Origin of the sequence: Nocardia vaccinii NBRC 15922 (genome assembly GCF_001613305.1) — a bacterium.
In the GTDB taxonomy this organism is placed as follows: Bacteria; Actinomycetota; Actinomycetes; order Mycobacteriales; family Mycobacteriaceae; genus Nocardia; species Nocardia vaccinii.
This window is the reverse complement of the sequence record NZ_BDCC01000004.1, coordinates 1-24,054: the sequence shown is the minus strand read 5'-3', so window position 1 is coordinate 24,054 and position 24,054 is coordinate 1. Positions and strand designations below refer to the sequence as shown.

The 24,054-nt window shown below is 68.5% G+C and carries 14 protein-coding genes and 1 pseudogene; 5 read left to right on the top strand and 10 right to left on the bottom strand.

Going from position 1 to position 24,054, the window contains the following annotated elements; genetic code table 11:
• Positions 1–9: 9 nt before the first annotated feature.
• The gene (locus NV1_RS00705) at positions 10–1,401 is read left to right on the top strand and encodes a DUF7159 family protein (RefSeq protein ID WP_067884413.1); all 1,392 of its coding nucleotides are present in this window, start codon (positions 10–12) and stop codon (positions 1,399–1,401) included.
• Between the two features lie 867 nt (positions 1,402–2,268).
• Here the strand turns inward: NV1_RS00705 and NV1_RS45410 are convergent.
• From NV1_RS45410 to NV1_RS00690, 3 genes and pseudogenes are all read right to left on the bottom strand, one after another.
• Positions 2,269–3,528, bottom strand: a pseudogene (locus NV1_RS45410) (YibE/F family protein); the annotation flags it as partial.
• Positions 3,529–3,872: 344 nt separating this feature from the next.
• Complete coding sequence (locus NV1_RS00695; RefSeq protein WP_067884411.1) at positions 3,873–5,129, bottom strand: pyridoxal phosphate-dependent aminotransferase; 1,257 nt, start codon at positions 5,127–5,129, stop codon at positions 3,873–3,875.
• 289 nt (positions 5,130–5,418) lie between these two features.
• Positions 5,419–6,756: a helix-turn-helix domain-containing protein gene (locus NV1_RS00690; RefSeq protein WP_084524942.1), complete on the bottom strand. Its 1,338-nt coding sequence runs from the start codon at positions 6,754–6,756 to the stop codon at positions 5,419–5,421.
• A 254-nt stretch (positions 6,757–7,010) separates the two neighbouring features.
• Here NV1_RS00690 and NV1_RS00685 point away from each other — a divergent pair, with 254 nt between their 5' ends.
• Positions 7,011–7,460: a hypothetical protein gene (locus NV1_RS00685; RefSeq protein WP_067884406.1), complete on the top strand. Its 450-nt coding sequence runs from the start codon at positions 7,011–7,013 to the stop codon at positions 7,458–7,460.
• Positions 7,461–7,760: 300 nt separating this feature from the next.
• On the opposite strand, the gene NV1_RS00680 is transcribed toward NV1_RS00685, so the two are convergent.
• On the bottom strand, positions 7,761–11,105 hold the full coding sequence (locus NV1_RS00680; protein WP_067884402.1) for a heterodisulfide reductase-related iron-sulfur binding cluster: 3,345 nt from the start codon (positions 11,103–11,105) through the stop codon (positions 7,761–7,763).
• 578 nt (positions 11,106–11,683) lie between these two features.
• Between NV1_RS00680 and NV1_RS00675 the strand changes: the two genes are divergently transcribed.
• A complete protein-coding gene (locus tag NV1_RS00675; RefSeq protein ID WP_245713494.1) occupies positions 11,684–12,280 on the top strand; it encodes a DUF8020 domain-containing protein in 597 nt (198 codons plus the stop codon).
• Positions 12,281–12,422: 142 nt separating this feature from the next.
• Entirely contained in the window at positions 12,423–13,142 is a 720-nt protein-coding gene (locus tag NV1_RS00670; RefSeq protein WP_067884395.1) for a DUF8020 domain-containing protein, read from the top strand.
• An 11-nt stretch (positions 13,143–13,153) separates the two neighbouring features.
• On the opposite strand, the gene NV1_RS00665 is transcribed toward NV1_RS00670, so the two are convergent.
• The 6 genes from NV1_RS00665 to NV1_RS00640 form a co-directional block, all read right to left on the bottom strand.
• Positions 13,154–13,996 carry an NRDE family protein gene (locus tag NV1_RS00665; RefSeq protein ID WP_067884392.1) on the bottom strand — a complete coding sequence of 281 codons (843 nt, stop codon included), beginning with the start codon at positions 13,994–13,996 and terminating at the stop codon, positions 13,154–13,156.
• Positions 13,997–14,358: 362 nt separating this feature from the next.
• A complete protein-coding gene (locus NV1_RS00660) occupies positions 14,359–15,708 on the bottom strand; it encodes a S1 family peptidase (protein ID WP_067884389.1) in 1,350 nt (449 codons plus the stop codon).
• A 111-nt stretch (positions 15,709–15,819) separates the two neighbouring features.
• Complete coding sequence (locus NV1_RS00655; protein WP_067884386.1) at positions 15,820–17,187, bottom strand: S1 family peptidase; 1,368 nt, start codon at positions 17,185–17,187, stop codon at positions 15,820–15,822.
• Between the two features lie 169 nt (positions 17,188–17,356).
• On the bottom strand, positions 17,357–18,544 hold the full coding sequence (locus NV1_RS00650; RefSeq protein ID WP_157116359.1) for a hypothetical protein: 1,188 nt from the start codon (positions 18,542–18,544) through the stop codon (positions 17,357–17,359).
• A gap of 44 nt (positions 18,545–18,588) precedes the next feature.
• Positions 18,589–21,123, bottom strand: coding sequence for a LuxR C-terminal-related transcriptional regulator (locus tag NV1_RS00645; protein WP_067884499.1), 2,535 nt, complete (start codon positions 21,121–21,123; stop codon positions 18,589–18,591).
• Positions 21,124–21,133: 10 nt separating this feature from the next.
• The gene (locus NV1_RS00640) at positions 21,134–22,828 is read right to left on the bottom strand and encodes an Hsp70 family protein (RefSeq protein WP_067884380.1); all 1,695 of its coding nucleotides are present in this window, start codon (positions 22,826–22,828) and stop codon (positions 21,134–21,136) included.
• Between the two features lie 270 nt (positions 22,829–23,098).
• Here NV1_RS00640 and NV1_RS00635 point away from each other — a divergent pair.
• Positions 23,099–24,054, top strand: a 956-nt coding sequence (locus tag NV1_RS00635; RefSeq protein WP_218026895.1) for an IniB N-terminal domain-containing protein, incomplete at its 3' end; no start/stop codon positions are given.

The following is a 24,054-nucleotide window of genomic DNA, read 5'->3' as shown; positions in this document are numbered from 1 at the left end:
GGGCAGCAGATGAGTTCGGTATTGGGAATATCGGTGGGGGCGAGCGCCATTCGCATTGCGCGTCCTCAACCCGGTAATTCCGCCGAACATTTCGCGCCGGACCGTTTCGAAGTGCGGGTCGCCGCGGTGGATGACCAAACCGTGGCGGACGCCGCCGTCGAGGCGATCGTCGCGGCGCTCGGTCCCGAGATCAGCGCCACCGCGATCGCCTATCGCAGCGAACCGCATGCGCGGGCGGTGCGCGCGGCCCTCGCGCGTCGGAAGATCATCAACTACGAATTGGTGCCCGAGGTCGCCGCTGCGGTCGAATTCCTCCAGGCCGGCGGCGAATTGCAGGGTAAGACCACGATCGCGCTCTACGATCTGGGCAGTGCGGGCCTATCGATCAGCGTGGTCGATATCGCCACCCGCCAGATCCACTACAGCGAGCGCACCAGCGATATCAGCGGCGACTATCTGGATGCGCTGATTCGCGAGCAGCAGATCGCCTCCGGCCGCATCTCCCATCCGCCGGACCCCGAGGGGCTCGAGCTGCTCGATCGGCTGTGCCGTTCGGCCAAGGAACAGTTGACCGGCAGCAGCGCCGTCGCCCTGCCGTCGGAATACGGGCTGGTGCTGCTTTCCCAGGAGAACTTCGACGCGCTGATCATGCTCGCCGTGGAATCCTCGGCCCGGATGACGCGCGATGTGATCACGCGCTCCGAACGGTCGGTGCAGGCCGTTGTCGCGATCGGCGGCTGTGCGCAGATTCCGCAGGTGGCCAAGGTACTCGAACGGTGGCTGGGCGTTCCGGTACTGGCGCCGGCGCATCCGGAAACGGTGATCGCCCGCGGCGCCGCGCTGCTGGCTCGCCCGTCCCGAGGCGCCGCGCAGGCGCGCGCGGCCTTCGAGGCCGAGACCGAGATACTGCCGGTGGTCCGGCCCGACCGTTCGGTGCTCGGCGGCCGGCTGAGCCGTGGTAAGCGGCGGATGATGCTCGGCGGCCGGGGGTCGCGGCTCGTGGGCCGCGAATTCCGCTCGGGCGCGGTCCGCCCGCCCGGAGCCGAACGCGCTCTGAGCGTCGCGGGGGTCGCGGTCGGCGCGCTGGTCGTCGTCGCGGCGCTGGGAATGGCCCTGGGCTGGGGTCCGCAAGTACTGCAGGGTGATTCGCAGAGCACGAAGTCGACCCGGAGCGCGGTGCCCACCAGCATCCCGCGCACGGTCGCACCCACCACGACGGTCACGCCCCCGCCCGTCGATTCCACCAATGCCTCGGTGGCTCCGGCCCCGGCGTACCGTCAGCACACCCAGAATCCGGCTCCCACGCCGCCCGGGCCGAATACGATCATCGTCGTGCCCGGCCTGCCCGCCATCGTGGTGCCGACCCTGCCTCCGCTGCTCCCGCCCGGGCCGCACCGGTAGTCATTCGTCGTCCGACCGGTCCCTGCGGTAGTGGCGGCCCGAGGTATCGGTGTTCTCGGGGAGGCCGGACAGGCGAGGTCTGGGTCGCGGCGGGTATTCGGCGGGGCCGTTGTCCGGATCCTGTTCGCCGGTCCATTGATTCGAATAGGCGCCGCTCGAATAGGCGCTGCTCGAATAGGTATCGCTCGCGTAGGGGTCACTCGCATAGGGATCGGCGGGCCACGGTTCTCGGTACGGTTCACCGGAATGGCGGCTCGGCGCCGCGTCGGCGAACCAGTCGGGCGAGGAATTCGCGCCGGTGTCGTAGCCGGAATTGGCGTCGTAGCCGGTTTCGTAGTTCGGCGACGGTTCGGCGGACATACGGTTCGCCCGGCGTGGCCAGTGCTCGACGCCGGTCGGATCGGGCGTGGAATAGCCGGTTTCGGCCCGGTCCGGCCACTGGTTCGAGTACGGATCGGCGCTGGGCACGTAGGGTTGCGACCCGGTGTGCGGCGGTTCCGCGCTCAGACGTTGCCGCGGCGCGATCGGCTGCTCACCCGAATATGCTTCGGCGGGTTGCTGATTCGCGGCCGGGCCGTTCGCGCGGCGGCGCGGATACGCGTCGCCGGACCGGCTCGCGTACTCGTCGGGGTCGCGTTCCGTCGCAGCGAAACCACCGCTCGCCGAATCATTCTCGGGATTTCGGCGCGGCTCGGGCCGCCCCGGCCGGTACTCCTCCTGGGAGAGACTGTGCAGATAATTCTCGTCGTCATCGTCGTCCGGGACGGCTTCGGCCCCCGAACGTCGCTGTGGTTCGGCCGGCCGCCGCCGCGACGGGGCGCCCGCCACGCGGCGCGAGGTCTGTTTGCCCGCAACGGCTTTCGTGGTCCGGGTGCGTCGTGGCGGGGGTTCGGGCTCGGACTTCAGCGCGAACGGCCGGGCGAGCAGGACCGCGATGAGAGTGGTCAACGGCACCGACAACGCCAGGCAGATACCGCCGACGGCGGATCGCACGATTTCGATGGCCACCGAATCACCGGTGATCACATCGCTCAACGACCGCCCCGCCACCGAGAACATCAGCAGCAGCGGCAGCGCCCCACCCGCGTAGGCCAGCACCAGCGTGTACACCGTACTGGCGATATGGTCCCGGCCCACACGCATGGCGGCGGCGAAAACCTCACGGCGCGTGGCCTTCTCGTCGATCGCGGCGAGTTCGAAGGCCGCCGATGCCTGAGTGATGGTGACGTCGTTGAGTACACCGAGCGAGCCGATGATGAATCCCGCGAGCAGCAGTCCGGTGATGCTCACATGCTGGACGTAGGTGGCGACATTGGTGTTGTCCTCCTGGGACAACCCGGTCACGTGGGTGAGTTTCAGTGCCGCCCAGGACAATACCGTCGCCAGCAACATCGCGCTCAACGTGCCCAGCAGCGCCGAGCTGGTGCGCAGATTCACCCCGTGTGCCAGATACAGCACCGCATAGAGAATTATCGCCCCCGCCACCACCGCGACCGGCAGCGCGGGTTTGCCGTCCAGTAGCGCGGGCAGCATGAACATGACCACCACCCCGAAGGCGAAGACCAGCCCGATTACCGCGCGCAGCCCCCGCCAGCGCGCCACCACGACGACCACCACAACGAAGATCAGCACCACCAGCGTCAACGGGAAGCCGCGGGCGTAGTCCTCGAAGGAGTAGGTGGGCTGGCCGGTCGGATCGTTCTGCCGCAGGATCCGGATGTGATCGCCCTGATGCAGTACGGGCTGGCCGGGGCCGGGGGCGATCTCCAGCAGGGTGTGCCGGCCCGCGGCCGGTCCGGATTCGATGGAGACCAGGCTGCGCGCGCAGATGTAACTGTTGGCGGGCGGCGGCTCGGGCGTATCGGCGAACACCTTGCCGTTCGACGGACTGCCGCAGGGGCCGGTGTCCTGCATGGTCACCGTACCGGCCTCGGTCTGCACCGCGCCGCCGCCGCCGTTCTGCATCGGCAGCGGGATATCGATGTGCTGATGACTCGGCCACAACACCACCGCGCCGATCACCACGAGCACGCCGATGCCGGTCAGCAGTCCGACGACGATTCGGGCCGCGGTGGCACCGATCGCGATCGGACCGGAGTGGTCGTGGTGATGATGGTGGTCGCTCACCGGGCGAGCGTAAAGGATGAGGCCGCAACCGGCACCGGCAGTGCTTCGGCACGTTCACCCCTGGCATGCCGAAAAACCGGACGTACCAACTGAATCCGAGGAGATGCGAAGAATGTGGGAGGGGGCGGCGGAGAGCAGGGGGATGTCTCCGCCGCCCGGGGTCTCAGCGGCCCAGGGGGGTAGGCGGCTGAACCCGGGGCCGAGCGGCCCAGGGGGGTAGGCGGCTCGGCCGGGGCACTTTCGGTGCCGAAAACCACTGTACACAAACCGGCGAACTTTGCGCTAGCCAAGTCTTCAAAAACCAGACTTCTCGTACTTCTGGTCTGTTTTGTGGGATGCGGGTCCTACTGTCGATAGCTCGCCAGGAAGTTGCCGAAACGCTCGATCGCCACCGCCAGATCGCGCGCCCACGGCAACGTCACGATCCGCAGATGATCATGCTGCGGCCAGTTGAAACCGGTGCCCTGCACCATCAGGATCTTCTCCTGCAACAGCAGGTCCAGCACGAGTTTCGCGTCGTCGTGGATCTCGTGCACCTCGGGATCCAGTCGCGGGAACGCGTAGAGCGCGCCCTTGGGCTGCACACAGGACACACCCGGAATGCTGTTGAGCTTCTGCCACGCGATATCGCGCTGCTCGAGCAGTCGCCCGCCCGGCAGGATCAGATCCTCGATACTCTGATGTCCGCCGAGCGCGACCTGAATCGCATGCTGCGCAGGCACATTCGGGCACAGGCGGGTGGAGGCCAGCAGATCGATACCCTCCAGGAATCCGCTCGCATGCTCCTTCGGGCCGGTGATCACGACCCAGCCGGAGCGATACCCGGCCACCCGATACGCCTTGGACAGGCCATTGAAAGTCAAACACAGCAGGTCAGGCGCCAACGTCGCCAGCGAGGTGTGTTTGGCGTCGTCGTAGAGGATCTTGTCGTAGATCTCATCGGCCAGCAGCAGCAGTTGATGTTTGCGGGCCAGATCGACCACCTGCTGCAACACCTCGGCCGAGTACACCGCACCCGTCGGGTTGTTCGGGTTGATGATCAGCAGCGCCTTGGTCCGGTCGGTGATCTTGGACTCGATATCGGCGATATCGGGCTGCCAGCCGTTGGACTCGTCGCACAGATAGTGCACCGGCGTGCCACCGGCCAGGCTGGTCATCGCCGTCCACAACGGATAGTCCGGCGCCGGGATCAACACCTCGTCACCGTTGTTCAGCAGGGCCTGCATGGTCATGGTGATCAGCTCGGATACACCGTTGCCGAGGTAGACGTCGTCGACGTCGAATTCGGGGAATCCGGAGACCAGCTCGTAGCGGGTCACGATCGCGCGCCGCGCGGGCAGGATGCCTTTGGACTCGGAATATCCCTGCGCGACCGGCAGCGCCGCGATCATGTCGCGCATGATCACATCGGGCGCGTCGAAACCGAACGGCGCGGGATTGCCGATGTTGAGCTCGAGAATGCGATGTCCCTCGGCTTTCAGCCGTGCCGCATGTGCGTGTACCGGGCCCCGGATCTCGTACAAAACGTTCTGGAGCTTCCTCGACTGCTCCAGCGGGCGCGGGCGCTGCGGTGACTGGCTGGTAGGACTCACCCGTCCCATGGTGCCACCCCGGGCAACTGTGATTTCGCGCTCGCCCGGGATATCGCTGCTGTATCTTCGGCCTCCGCTTCGCTCCGGCGGGTTCGCGGCCCTGAAGGTCTCACCGTTCGGCCCCGTGTCGGGCACTCGTGCTTGCGCCCTTGGCCTGCGCTTCGCTCCGGCGGGTTCGCGGCCCCCGAAGGTCTCACCGTTCGGCCCCGTCCGGCGAGACGGGCCGCGAACTGTGCTGGATTGCCTTCGCTGCGCTCCGGCTGTTCGCGGCCGCTGGGGTCTCGAACTGTGGAGCAGGTCACAGAGCCGGGTCGATGTGCAGCATCCCCCGGGCCGCGGTGACTCCGCAGAATTCCTCGATGCGCTCGTCCAGCGCGCGGGCCTCGACCGCGGCGCGGAAGCGGGGTCCGGCGATGCGGTGCCGCAGCCCGGTCAGGCGTTCCTCGAGCTGGGCGATGCGCTTGTCCTCGGCCAGTTCCAGGACCGGCCGCACCGAATCGGCGGCGCCGTCGAGGCTGCCGTTGATCAGGTGTGCGGCCGCGTTGTCCACTCGGGCCAGCGCCTCCGCGCCGTACGAGCGCTGCTCCTGCGGACCGTTGGCATACAGGTCGATGGCGCGATCGGTCGCGGTCAGAGCCGGTTCGGCCTGGCCCAGATGGATATAGGTCGCCCCGGCGTAGTAGTGGCTCTTGGGTTCGTCGAAGCCGAAGACGCCGCCCATCTCGTCGTGCAGTTCGTCGGCGCCGGTTCCGGAGCGGGCCACGTCGGCGGCGCGGATACAGCGTTCGGTATCGCTGATCGATCCGAGTTTGGACCAGATGCGCGCCTCGATATTGAGCAGCCGCACCTTCGCGGTCACCGAATCCGCGTACTGCTGCCCGCTCTGGGCCAGCTGCACCGCGCGGCGCGGACGTTCGGACCAGTACTCGATCAGCGCCTGCATACCGCGGGTCCAGGCGCGTAATCCGTTGTGCCCGCAGAGTTCCGCATAGGCCCAGGCCGCGCGGGCCTGCTCGCCCGCGGCGTCGTGATAACCCAGATCGGTACTGGCGTTGGCGAGCAGCCCGGACAGGGTTCCGGCCAGTAGATACAGATGACCGGTGTCCGCGGGGCTCTGATGTCCCTCCAGGAACCGGTACACCCGCCGCCGCACCCGCAGCATCTCGATCATCATCGGGACCGGCGAGGCGTGGACGTAGTCGTTGGCGATGCGGGTGACATCGGCGTCGAACTGCTCCAGTGTGGTGGCGCCGATATTGGTGGACTCGGCGCGTCCGGCATGCTCGCTGGCTTCGTGGGCGGCCGCCATGATCAGATCCCTCTCCGAAATCGTTCCCAACGCATCACCTCTCATCGCACCGTTGTCGACGAGTGTCAGCAGTTCCGCGTCGCTCGAATACTGGGTGCGCGCCGAATCGTCCGGCCGCGCATCGAATTCAGGTGCGGGCCGATCGATGAGGGGCTGATCGATCATGGCCGCGAACCGTGCCCGCACAACTTCGTCGGACCTGGCCAGGGAGGTGTCCAGTGCGGCCTGGTTGACCGGCCGGGGGTGGACACGTGTACCCCCGGCCTCCCATTTCGAGACCAGTCGTTCGTGTACACCCAAATGGGCAGCGAACTCCCGGATACTCATCCGCTTGGCATCGCGGAGGGCACGGGCTTCCCTGCCAGACCACTGCCGGACCACGACGTCACCCTTTCCACACGAACTCAGAACTCCAGAGTACGAGCGTGAAGTGATCACGGCCACAGCCGAAATCGAGCTGGTATCGGTGAAACAGCAGGTCGTGTGTCAAAGGCAGCGGAAGGGCAGCGCAAGGCTGGTGAGCGGACGTTACCCCGCGGGGTACGTTCGCGGGAACCTTGGAGGGACCGAGGGAGTTCGCCGTGAACGTCGAAAAACTCAGGACCGCTGAGGATTGGGTCGCGTTGTACCGGTACGAGTTCGCCCTGCCGGTGATCGAACGTGGCGGATACGTCATGTTGCCGATCACGAGCCGCATCGGCGTTCTGCATCTACCCACCGTTCGCGGCGAGCGGGTCAGCGATTCCTTCGTCGCACAAGGTGTGTCCGCTCCGGTTCTGGCCCGCCAGGTCCGCTGGAGTTTCGTTGTCACTCCGGACGATCCGCCCGCGCCGAAGGTGATGGACGTGCTCAACCGTCTCGATATCGGCATTCCGGCCATCGGCAGCGCGATCATGCTGCCGACCGGCCTCGGTCGCTGGACCCGGGAGGGCTGCCACTGGGCGGTCCCGCCGACCGGCGCCGACCTCACACTCCCACCCCTGTCGGCCGTCATCACGACAGCGTTGGCGGTGGGTGGCGGCGAGGACTGACCGCAGACCGGTCCTCGCCGCCCCGCACCGGGTCCGCCCCCATTTCACCCGGCAGTCGACGGGGCGGGCCCGGCTATGCGGCCCTCGTCCGTCCCGCCCGAATCCCTTGTACCAGACAGTGGTCGACGCGAATGATCTGGTCACGGGCATGGGCTGGGCTGTGTGTGACCGCTGATTGCCGCGGTGCGCCATCTCGCCCATGCGGCAAGCTCGCCGCCCGGCATGCAAACCACGCGGTATGCATGACGAAGGGGGGCGTAGCCGGAATCGGCTACGCCCCCCTTCGGAATCAGGAGCTGGTCAGCTCTTGCGGCCCGGAGCCTTTGCGCCGGACTTGAAGCCGAGGCCGCCTGGTTTGGCGGTGGGAGGCTTCGGGGCGCCGTTGCCGGACGCGTCCGTCTCGGGCGGCGTAGATTCCGCTGCCGGTGAGGTGGATTCGCTTACCGCCTCGGTTTCCGGGGTCGACGCGGCGGTCTCCTGGGGTGTGGCGTCCGCGGCGGGCTCTTGCGCCTCGGCTGCTGGAGCGGACTCGGCCGGTTTCGCCGCGCCGGGGGCCTTCGGGCCGGGGCGTTTGAAGCCGGACTTCATCGCCAGGCCCTTGGCGGCCACGGTCGGCTTGGACTCCGACGCGGTGGTTGCGGCGGGAGCCGATTCGGTTGTGGCAGAGGTGGATTGCTCTGCGGCCGAAGCGGATTCGCTTGCCGGGGCGGACTCGGTCGGGGCCGCCGCGCCGGGGGCCTTCGGGCCGGGGCGTTTGAAGCCGGACTTCATCGCCAGGCCCTTGGCCGCGACCGTCGGCTTGGACTCCGACGCCGCGGGGGCCGATTCGGTTGCGGTGGAAGCGGATTGCTCAGGGGCCGCAGTGGAATCGCTTGCGTCGGAATCGCTTCCGGAGGGCTTGGCGCCCGGAGCCTTGGCTCCGCCCTGCATGGCCAGACCCTTGCCGCCGGGAGCCTTCGCGGCGCCCTTCATCGACAGGCCGCCGGGCTTGGCCGCGGGGGCTTCCGCGGCGGATTCGGCGGCTGCGCTCTCGGCAGTTTCCGCAGCGGGAGTCGCCTTGGCGCCGGGGGCTTTCGCTCCGCCCTTCATGGACAGGCCCTTGCCGCCGGGAGTTTTCGCCGCGCCCTTCATGGACAGGCCCTTGGCGGGGGCGGGAGCGGCCGGGGTCTCTGCCGAATCCGCCGCGGCCGGTTCGGCCTTCGCGCCGGGCGCCTTGGCCGCGCCCTTCATGGACAGCCCACCACCGGGCGCCTTGCCGCCGCCCTTCATGGCCAGTCCGCCGCTGGTGGCCTTACCGCCACCGGTCGCCGCAGCAGGTTTCGCCTCCGCGGCCGCGGGTTCGGCGGCCGGTACGACCTCGGCGGGCTCGGGTTCGGCCTTCGGCTGCTGGATCACCTTCAGGTTCTCCGACAGCGTCGCCGGTTCGACCCGGTCGATGGACTGCAGCATCAGCTGCGCCACGTCGACCACCTCGACGCCCTGGCCGACCTCGCCCGAATCCTTGCGCGCGGTCACACCATCGGTGAGCATCACGCGGCAGAACGGGCAGCCGGTGGCGATCATCGAGGGAGAGTTGCCGCCGTCCAACGTCGACAGCGCCTCGTCCACCCGGTCCAGGTTGATGCGCTTACCGAGCTGCTCCTCCATCCACATGCGCGCGCCGCCGGCGCCACAGCACATGGAACGTTCGCCGTGCCGCGGCATCTCGGTCACCTTCGCGCCCGAGGCGCCCATCAGCTCGCGGGGCGCGTTGTAGATCTTGTTGTGCCGGCCCAGGTAGCACGGGTCGTGATAGGTGACCTTCTCCGACACCGGCTTGACCTGCACCAACTGCTTGCCGCGCACCAGGCGGTTCAGCAACTGGGTGTGGTGCACGACCTCGTAACTGCCGCCGACCTGCGGGTATTCGTTGTTGAGTGCGTTGAAGCAGTGCGCACAGGTGACGACGATCTTCCGCTTGGACGGTTCGACACCCTCGAACACCGAGTTGAACGTCTCGATGTTCTGCATCGCCAACTGCTGGAACAGGAATTCGTTACCCGCGCGCCGCGCCGAATCGCCGGTGCAGGTCTCCTCCTGGCCGAGCACCATGAACTTCACGCCCGCGGTGGCCAGCAGTTCGGCGACCGCCTTGGTGGTCTTCTTCGCGCGGTCCTCGTACGCACCGGCGCAGCCGACCCAGAACAGGTATTCGTAGCCTTCGAAAGAGTCAGCATCTGTTCCATACACCGGGATGTCGAAGTCCAGCTCGGAGATCCAGTTGAGCCGGTCCTTGGCGTTCTGCCCCCAGGGGTTGCCCTTGTTTTCCAGATTCTTGAACAGACCCGCCAGCTCGGAGGGGAACTCCGATTCGATCAGCACCTGGTAGCGGCGCATATCGATGATGTGGTCGACGTGCTCGATATCCACCGGGCACTGCTCGACGCACGCACCGCAAGTGGTGCAGCTCCACAGCACCTCGGGATCTATGACGCCGCCGCTGTCGTTTCCTTCGCTCGAGCCGACCAGCGGCCGCTCGGCCTCCGCGCGCGCGGCGTCCGAGATCTTCGCCAGCGCGGCCTCGTTCGGCTTGCCCTCGGCGTCGACCAGGCCGATCTCGTCCCCGCCCATATCTTTCCGGCCACCGGCCAGCAGGTACGGCGCCTTGGCCTGGCCGTGGTCGCGCAGCGACATGATCAACAGCTTGGGGGACAACGGCTTACCGGTGTTCCACGCCGGGCACTGCGACTGGCACCGGCCACATTCGGTGCAGGTGGTGAAGTCCAGCCAGCCCTTCCAGGAGAAGTCCTCGACCTTGCCGACGCCCAGGGTGTCGTTGTCCGGATCGATCTCCTCCATGTCCAGCAGGGCCTTGCCCTTCGAGGTCATCGGCTTGACCGCACCCAGCGCGACGCCGCCGTCGTCCTCACGCTTGAAGTAGATGTTGAAGAACGCCGCGAACCGGTGCCACGCCACACCCCAGTTGATGTTGCGGCCGACCAGCAGCAGGAAGGTGCTGCCGGACACCATCTTGACGAAGGCGAACACCGCGACCAGCGCCACGCTGCTGGGCAGCAGCTTGGCCACCTGCATGGTGAAGAAGTCGGTCCACGCGGTCGACTCGTGATAGGTGGCGATCTTGCCGGCCTTCACCAGGACCATGCCGATGCCCTCGATGAACACGATCGCCTCGATCGCGTAGGCGGCGCCGAACGCCGACCCCGAGAAGCGGGACAGCCGCGCGGGCACCCGGGGATGGTTGAGCTGGCGAATCACGATCAGCACCACGATGCCGATCACGGTGGCGATGCCGAGCACCTCGTCCATGAAGTGGTAGATGTGCCAGTTGCCGAAGATCGGCCAGTGGAACTCGGGATCGAAGGTTTGCCCGTAGGCCTCGAAGTACAGGATGAAGCCCGCCAGGAAGCCGATCATCACCAGCCAGTGCGCCCAGCCGACGGTTCTGAACTTGACCATCCGGGTATGCGCGAGGAACTCGACGATCATCGTCTTCAGACGGGGCAGGAACGGCCGCCAGCGGTCCGGTGCGGATTGTCCGAGCCGGATGGCACGGACCATCTTGCCGACGCCGCCAAAGAATGATGCCCAAGCCAACAGGCTGAACACCACTCCGATCGTGCCCAGCGTCACTGTCAGGGCATTCATGTCGCGACCTTCCTTCGGTTCAACGAGCATTCGGCGGCAGGGCTGTTGCCGCCAGGGTTGTCTCGCATACTAACTGCCAGTAAGTTACTCGCCGGTAACTTATCTGTCCACTCTATGATCGCAAGTTGGTATACCCCAGCTTGGCGGGGTCGGCTCGCCGCCGGGTGTGAGTCGGCTCACGTAGTATCCTGGGCGTTTGCCGTGGTGTGAATGTCGATAACGGCAAATCCCGGCAATTTCGCTCTGCGGTACGGACGCGCTTACTCCATTGGTGGGAAATGGATGTCGCTTCCGGGGGGTCGTTCGATTAGGCTCAGCGCGTCCTGCTTGTCGTGTAAATCTTCGCTCTGCTCGGGGAGGGTTCCTGTAGGCCGCGCCCATCGGCTGTGCCGATGTGGCAGCGACACTAGGGATGCGCGAGCTCTCGCGGAGAGAAGGTGCACGGCAGTACCTGATGATGATTGGAAAACCGAATGAAGTTCCGCACCGCTACCGCGAGTGCCGCACTGGTCATCGGTGCGATGACCGCTACTCTCGGTACCGCGCACGCCGCTCCCGCCCCGAAGCCGGCCAAGGACGTGATCGACTACTCGGTCAAGCTGGTCGACAAGGCGGTCGTGGCCACTTTGCAGGGGGGAACGTTCCAAGTGGTCCAGAAACCCGGCGCCACCCCGCAGGCCAAGCCGCAACAAATTATCAATGTGAAAGACAAGGCCGGGAAAATCGCCATGGAAATGCCGGTGGATTACCGGATCTCCGGCAAGCAGATTCCCGTTGTGCCGGTCGTGAAAGACAACGGCAAGGTGCTGCAGCTGACCCCGCAGAAGCCCACCGGAGCGGAAATCACCAAGCAGACCGTTGTCGCGACGCCGATCGCCTCGCCGGAGGAGGACAACGCCGCGATGAGTGATTTCGCGACGAAGTTCGGCCTCGCGACAGGTATCGGCAGCTTCGTCGGCCTGGCCATCGGCGCGGTCGTCGGCTGCATCCTCGGCCTGCCGCTGTTCGGTGTCGGCTGCATCGCCGGTATTCCGATCGGCGCGACCCTCGGTGGCATCATCGGCACCATCGCCTTCGGTGGCCCGACCCTGGTCGCGGCGGGTATGGAGCTGGTCAACACGATGCAGGCCAAGCCCTACACCACCAAGTGGAAGCAGGCCGTGTCGCACCACTGACCGCCCCTTCCTCGCACCGGCCCGCTCTCCGTTCGGAGGGCGGGCCGGTGTGGTTCGGGGTCGAGACCTGGTGCGAAGCCCGGCCCGATGTGGGCCGTTCGGCTAAGATCACGGCCGAAACTGATGAGGATTGGAATACCGAATGACGTTCCGCAGAAGCGCTGCGGCGGCGGCCGTGGTCATCGGCTCGATGACCGTGGCGCTGGGTACCGCGCACGCCGATCCCGCACCCGCCCGGCCGCAGATCGAGTATTCGGCCGCGAAGGTCGGCAAGACGGTCGTCACCAAGCTGAAGAACGGGACGTTCCAGCTGGTCGACAAGCCCGGTGCGACACCCGGGCAGATCCGGCGGGTCGTGAACGTCAAGGATTCGGCCGGGGCCGTCGCCCTGGAACTGCCGCTGGACTTCCGCGTATCCGGGGTACGGATACCGGTCACCCCGGTGCTGCGCGCGGACGGTCGCGAACTGGATCTGACCCCGGTCCGCCCCGCCGGTGTGGATCTGAGCAAACCGATCGCCCCCCGGCTGATCGGCGCGACGGTCGACGGGAAGCCGCTGCGCGCCCAGCCCGTCGCCTCGGCGGTCGAGAATCAGCGCGCCTTCAACGATGTCGCGACCAAGGCCGGGCTGGCCTTCGCGGTCGGCGGTCTGATCGGCGCGGTGATCGGCGGTCTGGTCGGCTGCGTGCTGACGTTCTGGATCGTCTGCATTCCGGGGCTGATCCTGGGCGGAATCGGCGGCGGTGTGCTGGGCACGATCCTGGCGGGCGGTCCGGCGTTGAATCAGTCGGCCATCGAACTGCAGAACACGTTGAACGCCAGGGACGGCACTACCCAATGGGCGAATCCGGGCACGCGGTGAGCGTTTCCGGCTCAGTCCGGTAGTTCGACGCGGCCGCTGAAGCGGGCCACACCCAGATCGCGCCCGAGTGTGGTGAAAGATCGCTCGGTGATCGTGAATTCGCCGTCCTCGCGAACCAGGAGCACTGTGCTGCAGCGGGTTCCGTGATCATTGCTGGGGATGAAGCGTGCCGATACCGTACGCTCGCGTTCGAGAGTCAGTCCGGTGGAAGGTAATTCATCGTCAGGTGCGATGGTGCGGTCGGCGAGGACGGCGAGATAGCCGTCCACATCGCTCGGATCGCGTTCGATGACCGCGCCGAGCCCGCGCAGCCCCGCACGCACCTTCGGCCAGGCCGGTGCGCCGGTATCGGTGCGAATCGGGTTGTCGCGCACGGTTTCCGCCGAACCCAGCAGCGCGCCGTTGGACAGTCCGTGCAGGCCGGGCGGTAGTTCCAGCGGGGTGTGCGCGCTGCGATTGCTGTGCCACCACAGTGTTTGCAGATCCGAGGCGATCTGGTTGTACCCGTTGTAGTCGTCCGGAGCCGCCGCGATCGCGGTGAGGAACTTCTTCGGGGAGGCGTCGCCGCGCAGGAAATCCATCAGCAGCGCACCGCGCGAACGCACATCGACGCGATCCTCACCCGGCCCGCGCACATTCGTCACCGCCGCGAACCTGTGCGTCCCGCTCATCAGCCCCAGCCACGTCCCCGGAACCGGCCCCGGCGCACCCAGATCCCGCCCCGCCAGCAACCCCGCCACCTCGGGCCACCACCGCATGGATTCCGTGGGCCGGGTATAGAACTCGTCCCGGTTGGCCGCCACGATCAGCCGATACTCCGGGTGCGCTCGCCACCCCGTCAAAACCAGACACACTGTTTCTGCTCCGCTTCGCTCCGGCGGGCCGGGGCCCTGTCAACCCTGGTCCTGCCTTCCCTCCGCTCCCCCGCTTCGCTCCCGGCGCACCGGTCGGTCCAGGCCCGGGGCGGGCCCCGGCCTCGGAGTCGGCCATTCTCACGGCGGGCGGCACTCGGGTAACCCGGTGCTCCGGTGACTCCGTACTTCCGTCCGGGTGTGGGCATTTGCTGGGGTTGGCGGACGCCTACCTTCAGGATGCCGGATGCACTCCCGCGAGGTAACCACTCGGCACCGCCGTTGGACTGCCAATCGGCGCCATCGGCGGCCACAGCGTGCGAAAGGGCCGACAGCGCAACGTGTCGGCCCTTCCGGCGGTGCGATCAGTTGGTGCGTACGCGCAGGCCCGGGTTGGCGGACAGGACCGCGTTGAGGGGCTGAGCGAACAGCTGAGGAGCGTTGCCGGTGAGGGCGCCGATCAGGTTGGGGATATCGCAGATCGGGTAGTCGGCCACCGACGACGCGCTGGACACGCCCAGCGCCTTCGTGCCGGAGACCAGCGGACCGCCGGAGTCACCGGGCAGCGCGCAGATGTTCGCCGAGAACGAATGCTCCAGGTTGTGATCGCCGACCTGGACCTCCTGGTCGACCGCGTTCACCACGCCACAGCTGAAACCGGTGCGCGAACCCGACTTGCAGACCGGTGCGCCGACGACCGGATCCGCCACGCCGGTGATGGCCAGCGGCGCCTGCCCCGGAACACGAACCAGGTTGTTGCTGAAACGGTTTCGCGCCGCGCTGTTGATCGTGACGATCGAGTAGTCCTGTGCGCCGAGCACCGACTTCTGGAAGGTGCCCAGCTGTGCGCCCAGGTGCTCACCCGGCGCTACCTCGAACATGCCCGGGGCATTCGCGGTACCGGCGGCGGGGATGTTCGGGTCGCAGTGGCCGGCGGTGATGTTGACCACGTTGCCGCGGCTGTCGGTGCCGTTGAAACCCGAGGAGCAGATCAGCTGCATCTTGCCCGCGACCGAGGCGTACGCGTCACCGGCGGCGACCTGGGTGTTGCGCATCTGCCCCGCGACGGCCGAAGCCTTGGCGATATCGGACTGCTGCGGGCCGGTCGGCGCGGCGGCCATCACGATCACCCGCGCCGGGTCGATGAATCCGGGCATCGGCAGTCCGGCCTTGTCGACGCGGACCGCGAGCGCGTTGTTCACGGTGTCGATCACCGCGCCGCGCACCTTCTCCGACACCGACTTCGGCTGTCCGGACAGCCACTGCTGGAAGGCGTTCTTCTCGCTGCGCAGCGCGGTCTCGGTCTTGGCGACCTGCTTGACCTGGTATCCGGCCTGGGTGGCGGCCTTGCTCGCATCGTCGTGACCGGCGCCGGGAGCCAGCGCGATCACGGCCTTACCGGCGTCGCTCAGCCATGCCCCGGCGAACGTCTGCGGGTACTGCCGCTCCGCGGTGGTGGCGAAGGCGCTCACATGCTGAGCCAGATCGGCCCGGCGCAGGTACTCCTGCGGCGAAATCTTCAGATCCCGCTGCACCGCGGTGGCCAGATCGACCGGCAGGTTCGGCGTGGGAGCCTTGGCCGGATCCGCAGACGCCGTCGCCGCTAGCGGGCCCAGGACCAACATCGCCGCCGAGGCGGCGACCGCTGCGTTGCGGAAACGGTTGCGCGAGCCGCGTCGGGCAGCGCGCGAGGGCAGGTGGCGTGGCAGGAGCATGTGCCGACTATATGGGTTTCGCACTCTGATGCCTACTTATCACGTCGGGTAAGCGGACACGCGAGGGCGCGCGCCCACATCGTTCGGAAAGAATTCACGGACAATCCACACTCATCCGGCATTCGGGCGTACTCGGACCGAGATCCCCGAACCGAGGCCGCCGCCGGACTTGGCGTCGATATCGGCGAGGATCGACCGGATCGGGATGCCCAGCGAAGCCGTGCCGCCGTACTGCGCGAGGTCGATATTGGCCTCCTTGCAGTCCGGGGCGTCGGCCGCGTTCGAACCGCTGGTGATGCCGAGGGCGAGCGTTCCGGTCACGATCGCGCCGCCGCTGTCCCCGCCCAGGGTGCACGCCGAACTGGCGAAACCGCGCACGGTCTTGGATTCGCCCTCCGCCGTGTACAACTGCGTCTCCACCCGGTCCGCGACGACGAAACCGCAGGTGAACGTCGAGGATTGACCGGACTTGCACACCGGTGCGCCGGTCACCGGCTCGGCGGTGCCGGTGAGGGTCAGAGTGGTGCCGTTCGCGCCGCGCACCGAGGGCTTGTCCATTCCGGCCCGCACCGCGCGATCGGTCAGCTTGATCACCGAGTAGTCCAGGCCGCCGGCGCCGCCCAACTGGGCGTTCACGAACGAACCCGCCTGCGGGCTCGATTTGAGGTTGCGCGGATCGGGCACCCACACCCCGGCCTGCTGATTGCCCTTGCCCAGATTCGGATCACAGTGCCCCGCACTGATGTTCAGCGCGGTGCCGTGCGAGTCGACGCTGTTGAAGCCGAACGAGCACACATCCACGGTCTTGAGTGCGGAGTCGTTCAGCGAGGTGGGCGCGCTGATGTAGGTGTCCCCGCCCATCGGGTGATGATCGACCGGGCCGCCGTTGTCGGGGGACAGGATCACCTTCACGTTGGCGATCAGCGTCGGCAGGTTCAGCAGATGTCCGGCCGGTGTGTTGGCGACGGTGAGCACCAGCTGACTGTTCAGGAAGTCGATCGCCACCGAGTTGATCGCCGAGGAGACCTGACGAGGCAGGGTGTTGATCCACTGGGTGAGCTGGTCGAGCGAGCCCTCCAGTTTGTCCGCCGAGATCGGCGCCAGCCGGGTCTGATATCCGGCCGAGGACGCGGTCTTGGCCGCCTCGAGCGAGGTGACGGCCATGGTCGGTTTGCCGTCGCGCGTCATCCAGGCCCCGGCGAACTGCTCCGGATGCGCGGACCGGAACTCGCGGGCGAAGTCGCGCAGCTGCTGAGCCTTTGCGGCACGCTCGAGATACTGCGCCGGCGTCATCTTCAGATCGCGTGCGATGGCCTGTACCAGCGAGGGCGGTAACTGATCGGCCTTCAGCTGCGCTGCCGTCGGAGCGGGCGCGGCGCTGGCGGGTGCGGTACCGAGCAGGGGACTCAGGAGCAGGGTCGAGGCGATTGCGACGGTGGAAGCTTTGACCGTTGCGCGACGGCCCGTCAACTTGCGCATGAAGTCCCTTCGTAGGGCACCCGATTGTGCCGGTAGATCCGAGTGCCGTGTTTCGTTGCGCGACAACGACCCTCGCTCTGCAGTCGACCGCACCGCCCGGCCGGCGCCGGATCACTACGGTCAGCGCATCACTTTAAGGCACAAACGCGTGAAGTTCGCTACGAACCGATCAGGGAATGTTCGCGGAGGGGAAACCGTAGGTCGGCGGCATCGGGAAGGTCGGGTAGGGATCGAAAGTATATGGAAAGTACGGCGATTGGCTCGGTGCGGTGCCCCAGGGGTTGTCCGGATCGCTGGTGACGCTCGGCTCGGTGGTGATGGCGGTGGACGGAGCGGATCCGGGCGGGGTCGTCGCGGGCGGCGGCGTGGTGGCCGGCGGCGGGACCACGGTGCGCCGGACCGGGGTGCGCGGGGCGACCGTGATCGGGGCGCGCGTGGTGATGACCGGCCGCGGTGTCGTGGTCGGTCGGCTCGTCGCGGGGAGGTCGGAACGCGCGTCGTGCTCCGACGGCGCGGGTGTGGCGTCGCCGCCGCCCAGCAGCAACGCCACCGCGATGCCGCCGAGCAGCAGGCCGATCGCCGCGGCCGCCGCGATCAGCAGCGGGGTGCGCCGGGCGCTGGAGGCGGGGGCCGCGACGACGGCCGGAGCCAGCTTGGTCGCGGTCGGCTCAGCGGCGGGCGCGGGCGACGGCTGCGGTTCGGCGGCGCTCGGCCGGTTGATCGGGATGGCCGCGGAATATGCCTGCGCCACCGGTTCGGGGGTGCGGATCGCGGGCAGTACGTCGGTGGCCTCGAGCGGGTTCTCCGCGTGACTGGGATCCGGCGGAGTGGTGCCCGCCGGTGTGGACAGCACCGCGGCCAGCGCGCCCTGCGCGGCCGCGGCGGCGATCTCCCGGCCCGTCTCCGCGCCGGGCAGAATGGCCTCGCTGATCAGTACCACCGACCGCAGCCCCAGATAGTCCAGGGCATCGCGCAATGCCAGGACCTGCGCGGCGGGCCAGTCCGCGGGATGAACGGCATAGAACTCGGCGGGACCGCTCAGATGTTCGGCGGCCAGATCGATCAGGCAGAAGACGGCCGTGGCCATCAGGTCCTCGCCCCGATAGGCCTCGCCCTCGTCGACGCTGATACCCGCGGGGTCACCGACGGCCGCGGTGAATCCGGTGATGGAATGCGACGATCCGGCCGGGGGATCCCCGCCCAGTGCGGTATCGCCGTCGTCGGACATGTGCAGAATCGCTTCGCGCACGACGAAATACGGCTCGGACGACTCTTCTCCGGGTTCGCCGCCTCCGCCGGTGACGATCGCCGCCAGGCATTCGTCGTCGGCGATTCGCAGGCCCACCCCTGTGGCCATCCTGGTTACCTCGCTCCGGTCCATCGGGTACGTGTTCGCACCGCCTACACGAGCAGCGAACCGTGCCCCATGGCGCGAAGCATCGACAATAGCTCCGAACGCGATCCGGCTCCGATCCGACGCCGGATGCGCGCGACATGATGCTCCACCGTCTTCGCCGAGATGTACAGTCGAGCGCCGATCTCCCGGTAGGTCATCCCGAGCAGGACCAGCTCGGCGACCTCGCGTTCCCGGTCGCTCAGCACCGAGCCCGGAGCGGGGGTGGGTTCGGGGCGTTCGGGCTGCGCCGGGACGGCCGGGTCGGCGGGGCGTTGCGGCGGCCGGGCGTCGGCTCGGATGGTGCGGGCCAGTTTCAGCAGCGCGGTCGAATCCGCCGGATCCTCGCCCGCCAGCGCCGCCTCGCTGGCCAGCCGGGCGGCATCCCAGCTCAATCCGATCTCGGCGAGTCTGCGCACCGCTGCGGTGACCCGGTCGCGGTCGACCTCGCCGCGCAGCACCAGGATCCAGGTGCGGCCCGCGTCGGCCAGGACCGCGGCGTGCGGGTCGCCGGTCTCGGCGGCGGCCTTGAGCTGATGGGCCGGCGGCAGCAACTCGTCGGGACAGCTCCGGGCAATCGCCGCCTGAATCGCGTACCAGTGGAACGCATTCGCCCACGCGGGCGGATTATTCAAGCGGCACAACAACTCCCGGGCCGCCTCGACCAGAGCGGCGATCCGGCCCTCGTCGTTCAGCCGGATACCGGCCAGCCAGAGTTCGCCGATCGGCAACAGCGCCAGCAGATCCGCGCCGACGTCGTCGAACAGGGGGTGGGCGGCCTGCCAGGCGAGAGCGAGTGCGGTGTGGTCGCCGCCGCGGCGGGCCAGCCCGACCCGGACGCCGTGTGCGAGTAGGCGCTCACGCGGGGGCAGTGCGGCGAGGTCCAGATCGGCGACGAGCGTCGCGGCGGTGTGTTCATCGCCGCCGAGCATCGCGGTCCAGGCCGCCAGCACCGGGTATCGAGTGGTATCACCGGGCAGCGTCTGGGTGGAACTGTTCCGCAGCGCGTCCGCTGCCCGATTCGGTTCACCCATACTCAGGCACAGCAGGGTCGCGATGGAGGTCGCGGGGTAGGGGACGAAGCGGCCGGTCTCGGGGGAGGCGTTATCGGCGCGGGCGGCCTGGATCAGTGCCGATGCGGCGGAAACCGCTGCGGCGCGGCCAGATTCGCCGACCGTGCGGGACAGGGCGTCGGCGATCAAGCCGGAGCGGGCAGTGGCCTCGGTCGGCGGCCACAGGTCCGCCGAGGCCGAGAGTGCGGCGGCGGATTCAGGGTGGCCGGACAGGTACAGCACGCTCGCGCCGAGTGCCCAGTCGACGCCGACCCGGTCCGGTCCGAGCCAGGTGTACAGCCGCGCGGCGCGTGCGGCGAGCCCGCGCCGGGTCCACACTCCGGCGCAGATCCGCACGGCTGCAGCCAGATCCGGGCTCGCTGCGGCCGGATCGCCGAGGACCGGCTCGACCAGGCGCAGTGCGGTGTCACCGTCGCCGGTGCGGGCGGCGGCCTCGGCCCAGCGGATCGCGATGGATCGCCGGTCCGCGCCGCTGTGTTCGGCCGCGGCGTAATAGCGGACCGCCTCGTTGCCCGCCTTTTCCGCGGCGGTGCAGAGGAATTCGATGAGGCGGCTGTCGTGTACGCCGGATTCGGCGAGCAGCAGGGCGGTGTGATCGCGCAGCAGTCCGGCGTCCAGGCGGGCGTGCAGCAGTCGTCGCTGCACGGCCAGGAAGCGGCGGTCGCCGACCAGGGTGCGCAGCGGGGCCTCCGCCGCGGCCAGCAGCAGGTCGGCGTCGGTCACCAGGGCCGTCGCGCGGGCCCGATCGATGAGATCCCTTGCGGCGGAATAGTTCGTGCCCAGGATCTCGGTGAGTTCGTCGGGGTCCAGGCCGGTACCGCTGGTGGCGACGACGAAGACGTCCAGCAGATCCGGATCGGCGTCCTCGAGCATCGAGCGAGCCCAGGTGGTTGCGGACCGGTCGACCGCGGCGATTCCGGCGTCGAGCCGGGTGGCGCTGGCAGCGGACAGCGTGGCGACCACGCCGCCGTGGATTCCGCCCGTCCGGCGGTGGACGTGTTCGACGATCACACGCGGGGCCATCATGCCCAGTTCGCGGGCGAAGGGGGGAATATCGCTCACGCCCAGCGGGCGCAGATCGGTCACCCGGCCGCGGCGGGACACCGCGTCGGTGAGTGCGCGCAGGGCGCTGTCGTGCGGGCGCGGCCGGGTCGCGACGATGATCGTGCCGCAGTCGGAACTGATTGCGGCACTGAGCTTTTCCAACTGGATCGGATCGAGGGTGTGTGCGTCGTCGAGGATCAGCGCGGGCCGGGAGCCGGGCGCCAGTGCCTCGGCGACGGTGTCGCAGGTGGGAATGCCGCGGGCGCGCAGTCGCGCCCGAATGGCGCCGAGCAGGGTGGATTTGCCCGTCGCCGCGCGTCCCCGGATCAGGTGCACGAACGAGTCGTCGCTGTCGGATTCCAGTTCGCGCAGGATATCTCGGGTTCCGGGCAGCGATTCGACAGCGATGGGAGAATTTCCGGCCACCGGCGTCACCTCACTTGCCCGTCTGCGGGAGTATCCGGCCCGGCGCCTGCAATACGGTGCCCAGGGTGCTGCCCGCCTGGTTCAGCGGGCTGGTGCCGGAATTACCCAGTGGCGCACTGGGCACGGTGGGTGCGGCGGGGATTGCCGGTGCGGCGGGCGGCTGAACCGCCGGGACGGTGATCACCGTGACCGGTTGCTGCGCGGCGGTACTCGGCGACTGGGACGAATGGGCCTGGGCCGCCGGCGCTTGCGCCTGGGATGCGACCGCACCTGCCGCGGGTGCGCCGCTCGCGGCGGTGGGCACTACCCCGTGTCGCGTCGTGCTCGAATTCGCCGCCGGCGCTGCGGACGCGACGGCCCTGCCCGATGCCGCGCTGGGCGCCGGGCTGCCCGAAGAGGTGTTGCTGCTCGTACTGCTCACGGCCGCGGGGGAACTCGTGGTCGGGGTGGTGGTGCCCAGGGCCAGCGTCCCGGTGGCCAGCGCTGCGGCCGCGATCGCCGCGGCGGCGATCAGGATCACTCGCCGCCGCGAGCTGGACCGGTCGGAGGTGGTGTCCTTTGGAAGTGCCGGTAGGACAGGGACTTTCGTTACCGGCGGGAGATCCGGGACGGCATCGGAGGCGAGCGATCCCCCCGATGCGGACAGCACCGATACCTCCGGTGCGCGGTGCGCGGCCGCATCGCGCGCGGCGAGCGAGACGGCGTGCGGGGCCGCCGACTCGGCGAGCAGTTCGGCCGCCAGCAGCGCCGCGCCCGACGCACTGGTGTGCGCCGGATCGTCGGCGGCGACGACCGGAATGCCGAATTCGGTCGAGATCAGCTCGGTGACCAAGGGAATCGATGCGCCGCCGCCGGTCAGCAGGATGCGGCCGACCGAGTCGCGAGAAACTCCGGCCCGCCGCATCGCCTCGTGGATCAGCTCGAGCGAACTCAGCAGGGGGTCGCGGAACAGATCCTCCAGTTCGTCGCGGACCACTCGGACGTCGCGCTCGATACCCGGCAACCGGACCGGGATCGATGTGGCGGTATTTCCGGACAGTACTTCTTTGGCGTTTGTACTGCGCTGCCGGACAATGGCCAATTCCTGCTCGGCGGCCGGATCGAACGGGTCGAAATCGCTATCGCCCACAGCATTTGCCAGCACGTAGCGCATGATCAGCAGATCGAATTCGTCACCGGCGACCGCGGTGGAGCGCAGCGATTCTCCGCGCGGGCCGCCGCCGGGGCCGGTCCCGGCCACCGAGACGGTCAGGCCGGTCGCGCCCAGGTCGTACACCACCACGGTCGTGCCATCGACGATCTCGTGCGTGGTCTCGAGCCAGCGCATGGCCGCCGCCGGCTCCGGGACCAGGACGACATCGCCGAGCCCCGCGCGATCGAGTGCGTCTCGCTGGGTCCGCACCGCGTGCGGGGACCACCACGCCGGAAATGCCGCCACCGTGTTCGCGGGCTCGATATCGCGCACCGCCGCGGCGATGGCCTCGGCAAGCAGATCGGCGGCAGCCAGTGCCCGGCCGTCGTCGGTGCGGATGTCCACCGGATCCCCGACCCGCGCGGGCAGGGTCCGGGCCAGATCCGGCGCCAAACCGGGTGCGGTCGGCCGGGTGCGGACGGCGAGTCCGTTCGTCCGGCCGGAATCCGCCGTGGTCACGGCGACCGTCTGTGACGACCCGGCGGTGATGCCGAGCGTCAGGTCCTGAGTCATGCGGGAGCCCCTGTCGTTCTGGACACGCGGTGCGGTGAATCGGCGAGTTCGGCGGTCTGCCGACTAACGAGCCTGTCGGTTGCTGGGGAGCCCCCGTTACCGGTGTCCGGGCAATTGCGGGGAAATTCCCCTAATCCTTGACAAACCCCCAACGCGACCGGTCTCGACAGGAGGGGGTTTCACCCCGTTTCGCGTTGTCGTGGGGGTTTCTAGCGTCGAAGGCAATTCGACTACCGCGGATCGCCAGGGTCCGCCGATCCAGGAGGCGCGATGACCCCCAACGCCATTCTCGAATTCATCCTCGCCCTGCTCCGCGACCACGAGGCCGCGACGGGCTACTGCATCAACCCCACCGAGGCCCTCAGCAATGCCGGTCTCGGTGCGGTCACCCCCGAGGACATCGCCGCCGTCGCGCCCATGGTCGCGGAATCGGCCCTGGTCTCCGGCGGTGATCAGCTCGCGGCGATCGTCGCGGCGGGTTCCGGAGCGCAGGCCGGCGGGAGCCTCGGTGCCGGTGCCGGTGCCGGTGCTGGTGCCGGTGCAGGTGCTGGGATTGGGGCCGGCGCTGGATTGGGTGGCGCTATCGGCACCGGTGCTGACATCGGTGCGGGACTCGGTGCCGGCGCCGGGCTTGGTGCCGGTGCCGGCGCCGGACTCGGTGCCGACGTCGCGGGGGGCCTTGGTGCGGGTGTCGGCGCGGCACTCGGAGCCGGTGCCGCGGCCGGACTCGGTGCCGCGGCGGGCCTGGCTACCGATCTCGCCGCTGGACTCGGCGCTGGTGCCGGTCTCGGGGCCGGTGCCGCCGCAGGGCTGGGCGAAGCCGCGGGCGCAGCTCTGACCGCAGTGGCTGCCGACCTCGGCCTGGGTGCCACAGCCGCCGCGAACACCGCCGCACAGTCCGCCACCGCGCTACATCTCGGCGCCGACACCGCCCTCGGAACCGCAGCCGGGCTCGGCACGCAAGCAGCAGCCGACCTGACCGCAGCGACCGACCTCGCCGCAACCCTGGCCCCCACCGGAACCCTGAACTCAGCCATTGATACCGGCCTCGAAACCGCCGCGAACCTGGGTGCTGAGTTGGGCGCTGGTGTGAACTCGGCCGAGAATCTGGGTGCTGAGCTGGGCGCTGGCCTGGGGTCGGCGGCGAATCTGGGTGGCGAGTTGGGTACTGGTCTGGAGTCGGCTGGGAATCTGGGGGCGAACTTGGGTGGCGAGTTGGGCGCTGG

Bases quoted from the DNA above. Each gene is read 5' to 3' on its own strand.
- NV1_RS00650 (WP_157116359.1), bottom strand. From the start codon at position 18,544: ATGGCCACAGGGGTGGGCCTGCGAATCGCCGACGACGAATGCCTGGCG.
- NV1_RS00705 (WP_067884413.1), top strand. From the start codon at position 10: ATGAGTTCGGTATTGGGAATATCGGTGGGGGCGAGCGCCATTCGCATT.
- NV1_RS00670 (WP_067884395.1), top strand. From the start codon at position 12,423: ATGACGTTCCGCAGAAGCGCTGCGGCGGCGGCCGTGGTCATCGGCTCG.
- NV1_RS00655 (WP_067884386.1), bottom strand. From the start codon at position 17,187: ATGCGCAAGTTGACGGGCCGTCGCGCAACGGTCAAAGCTTCCACCGTC.
- NV1_RS00640 (WP_067884380.1), bottom strand. From the start codon at position 22,828: ATGACTCAGGACCTGACGCTCGGCATCACCGCCGGGTCGTCACAGACG.
- NV1_RS00660 (WP_067884389.1), bottom strand. From the start codon at position 15,708: ATGCTCCTGCCACGCCACCTGCCCTCGCGCGCTGCCCGACGCGGCTCG.
- NV1_RS00680 (WP_067884402.1), bottom strand. From the start codon at position 11,105: ATGAATGCCCTGACAGTGACGCTGGGCACGATCGGAGTGGTGTTCAGC.
- NV1_RS00690 (WP_084524942.1), bottom strand. From the start codon at position 6,756: ATGAGTATCCGGGAGTTCGCTGCCCATTTGGGTGTACACGAACGACTG.
- NV1_RS00695 (WP_067884411.1), bottom strand. From the start codon at position 5,129: ATGGGACGGGTGAGTCCTACCAGCCAGTCACCGCAGCGCCCGCGCCCG.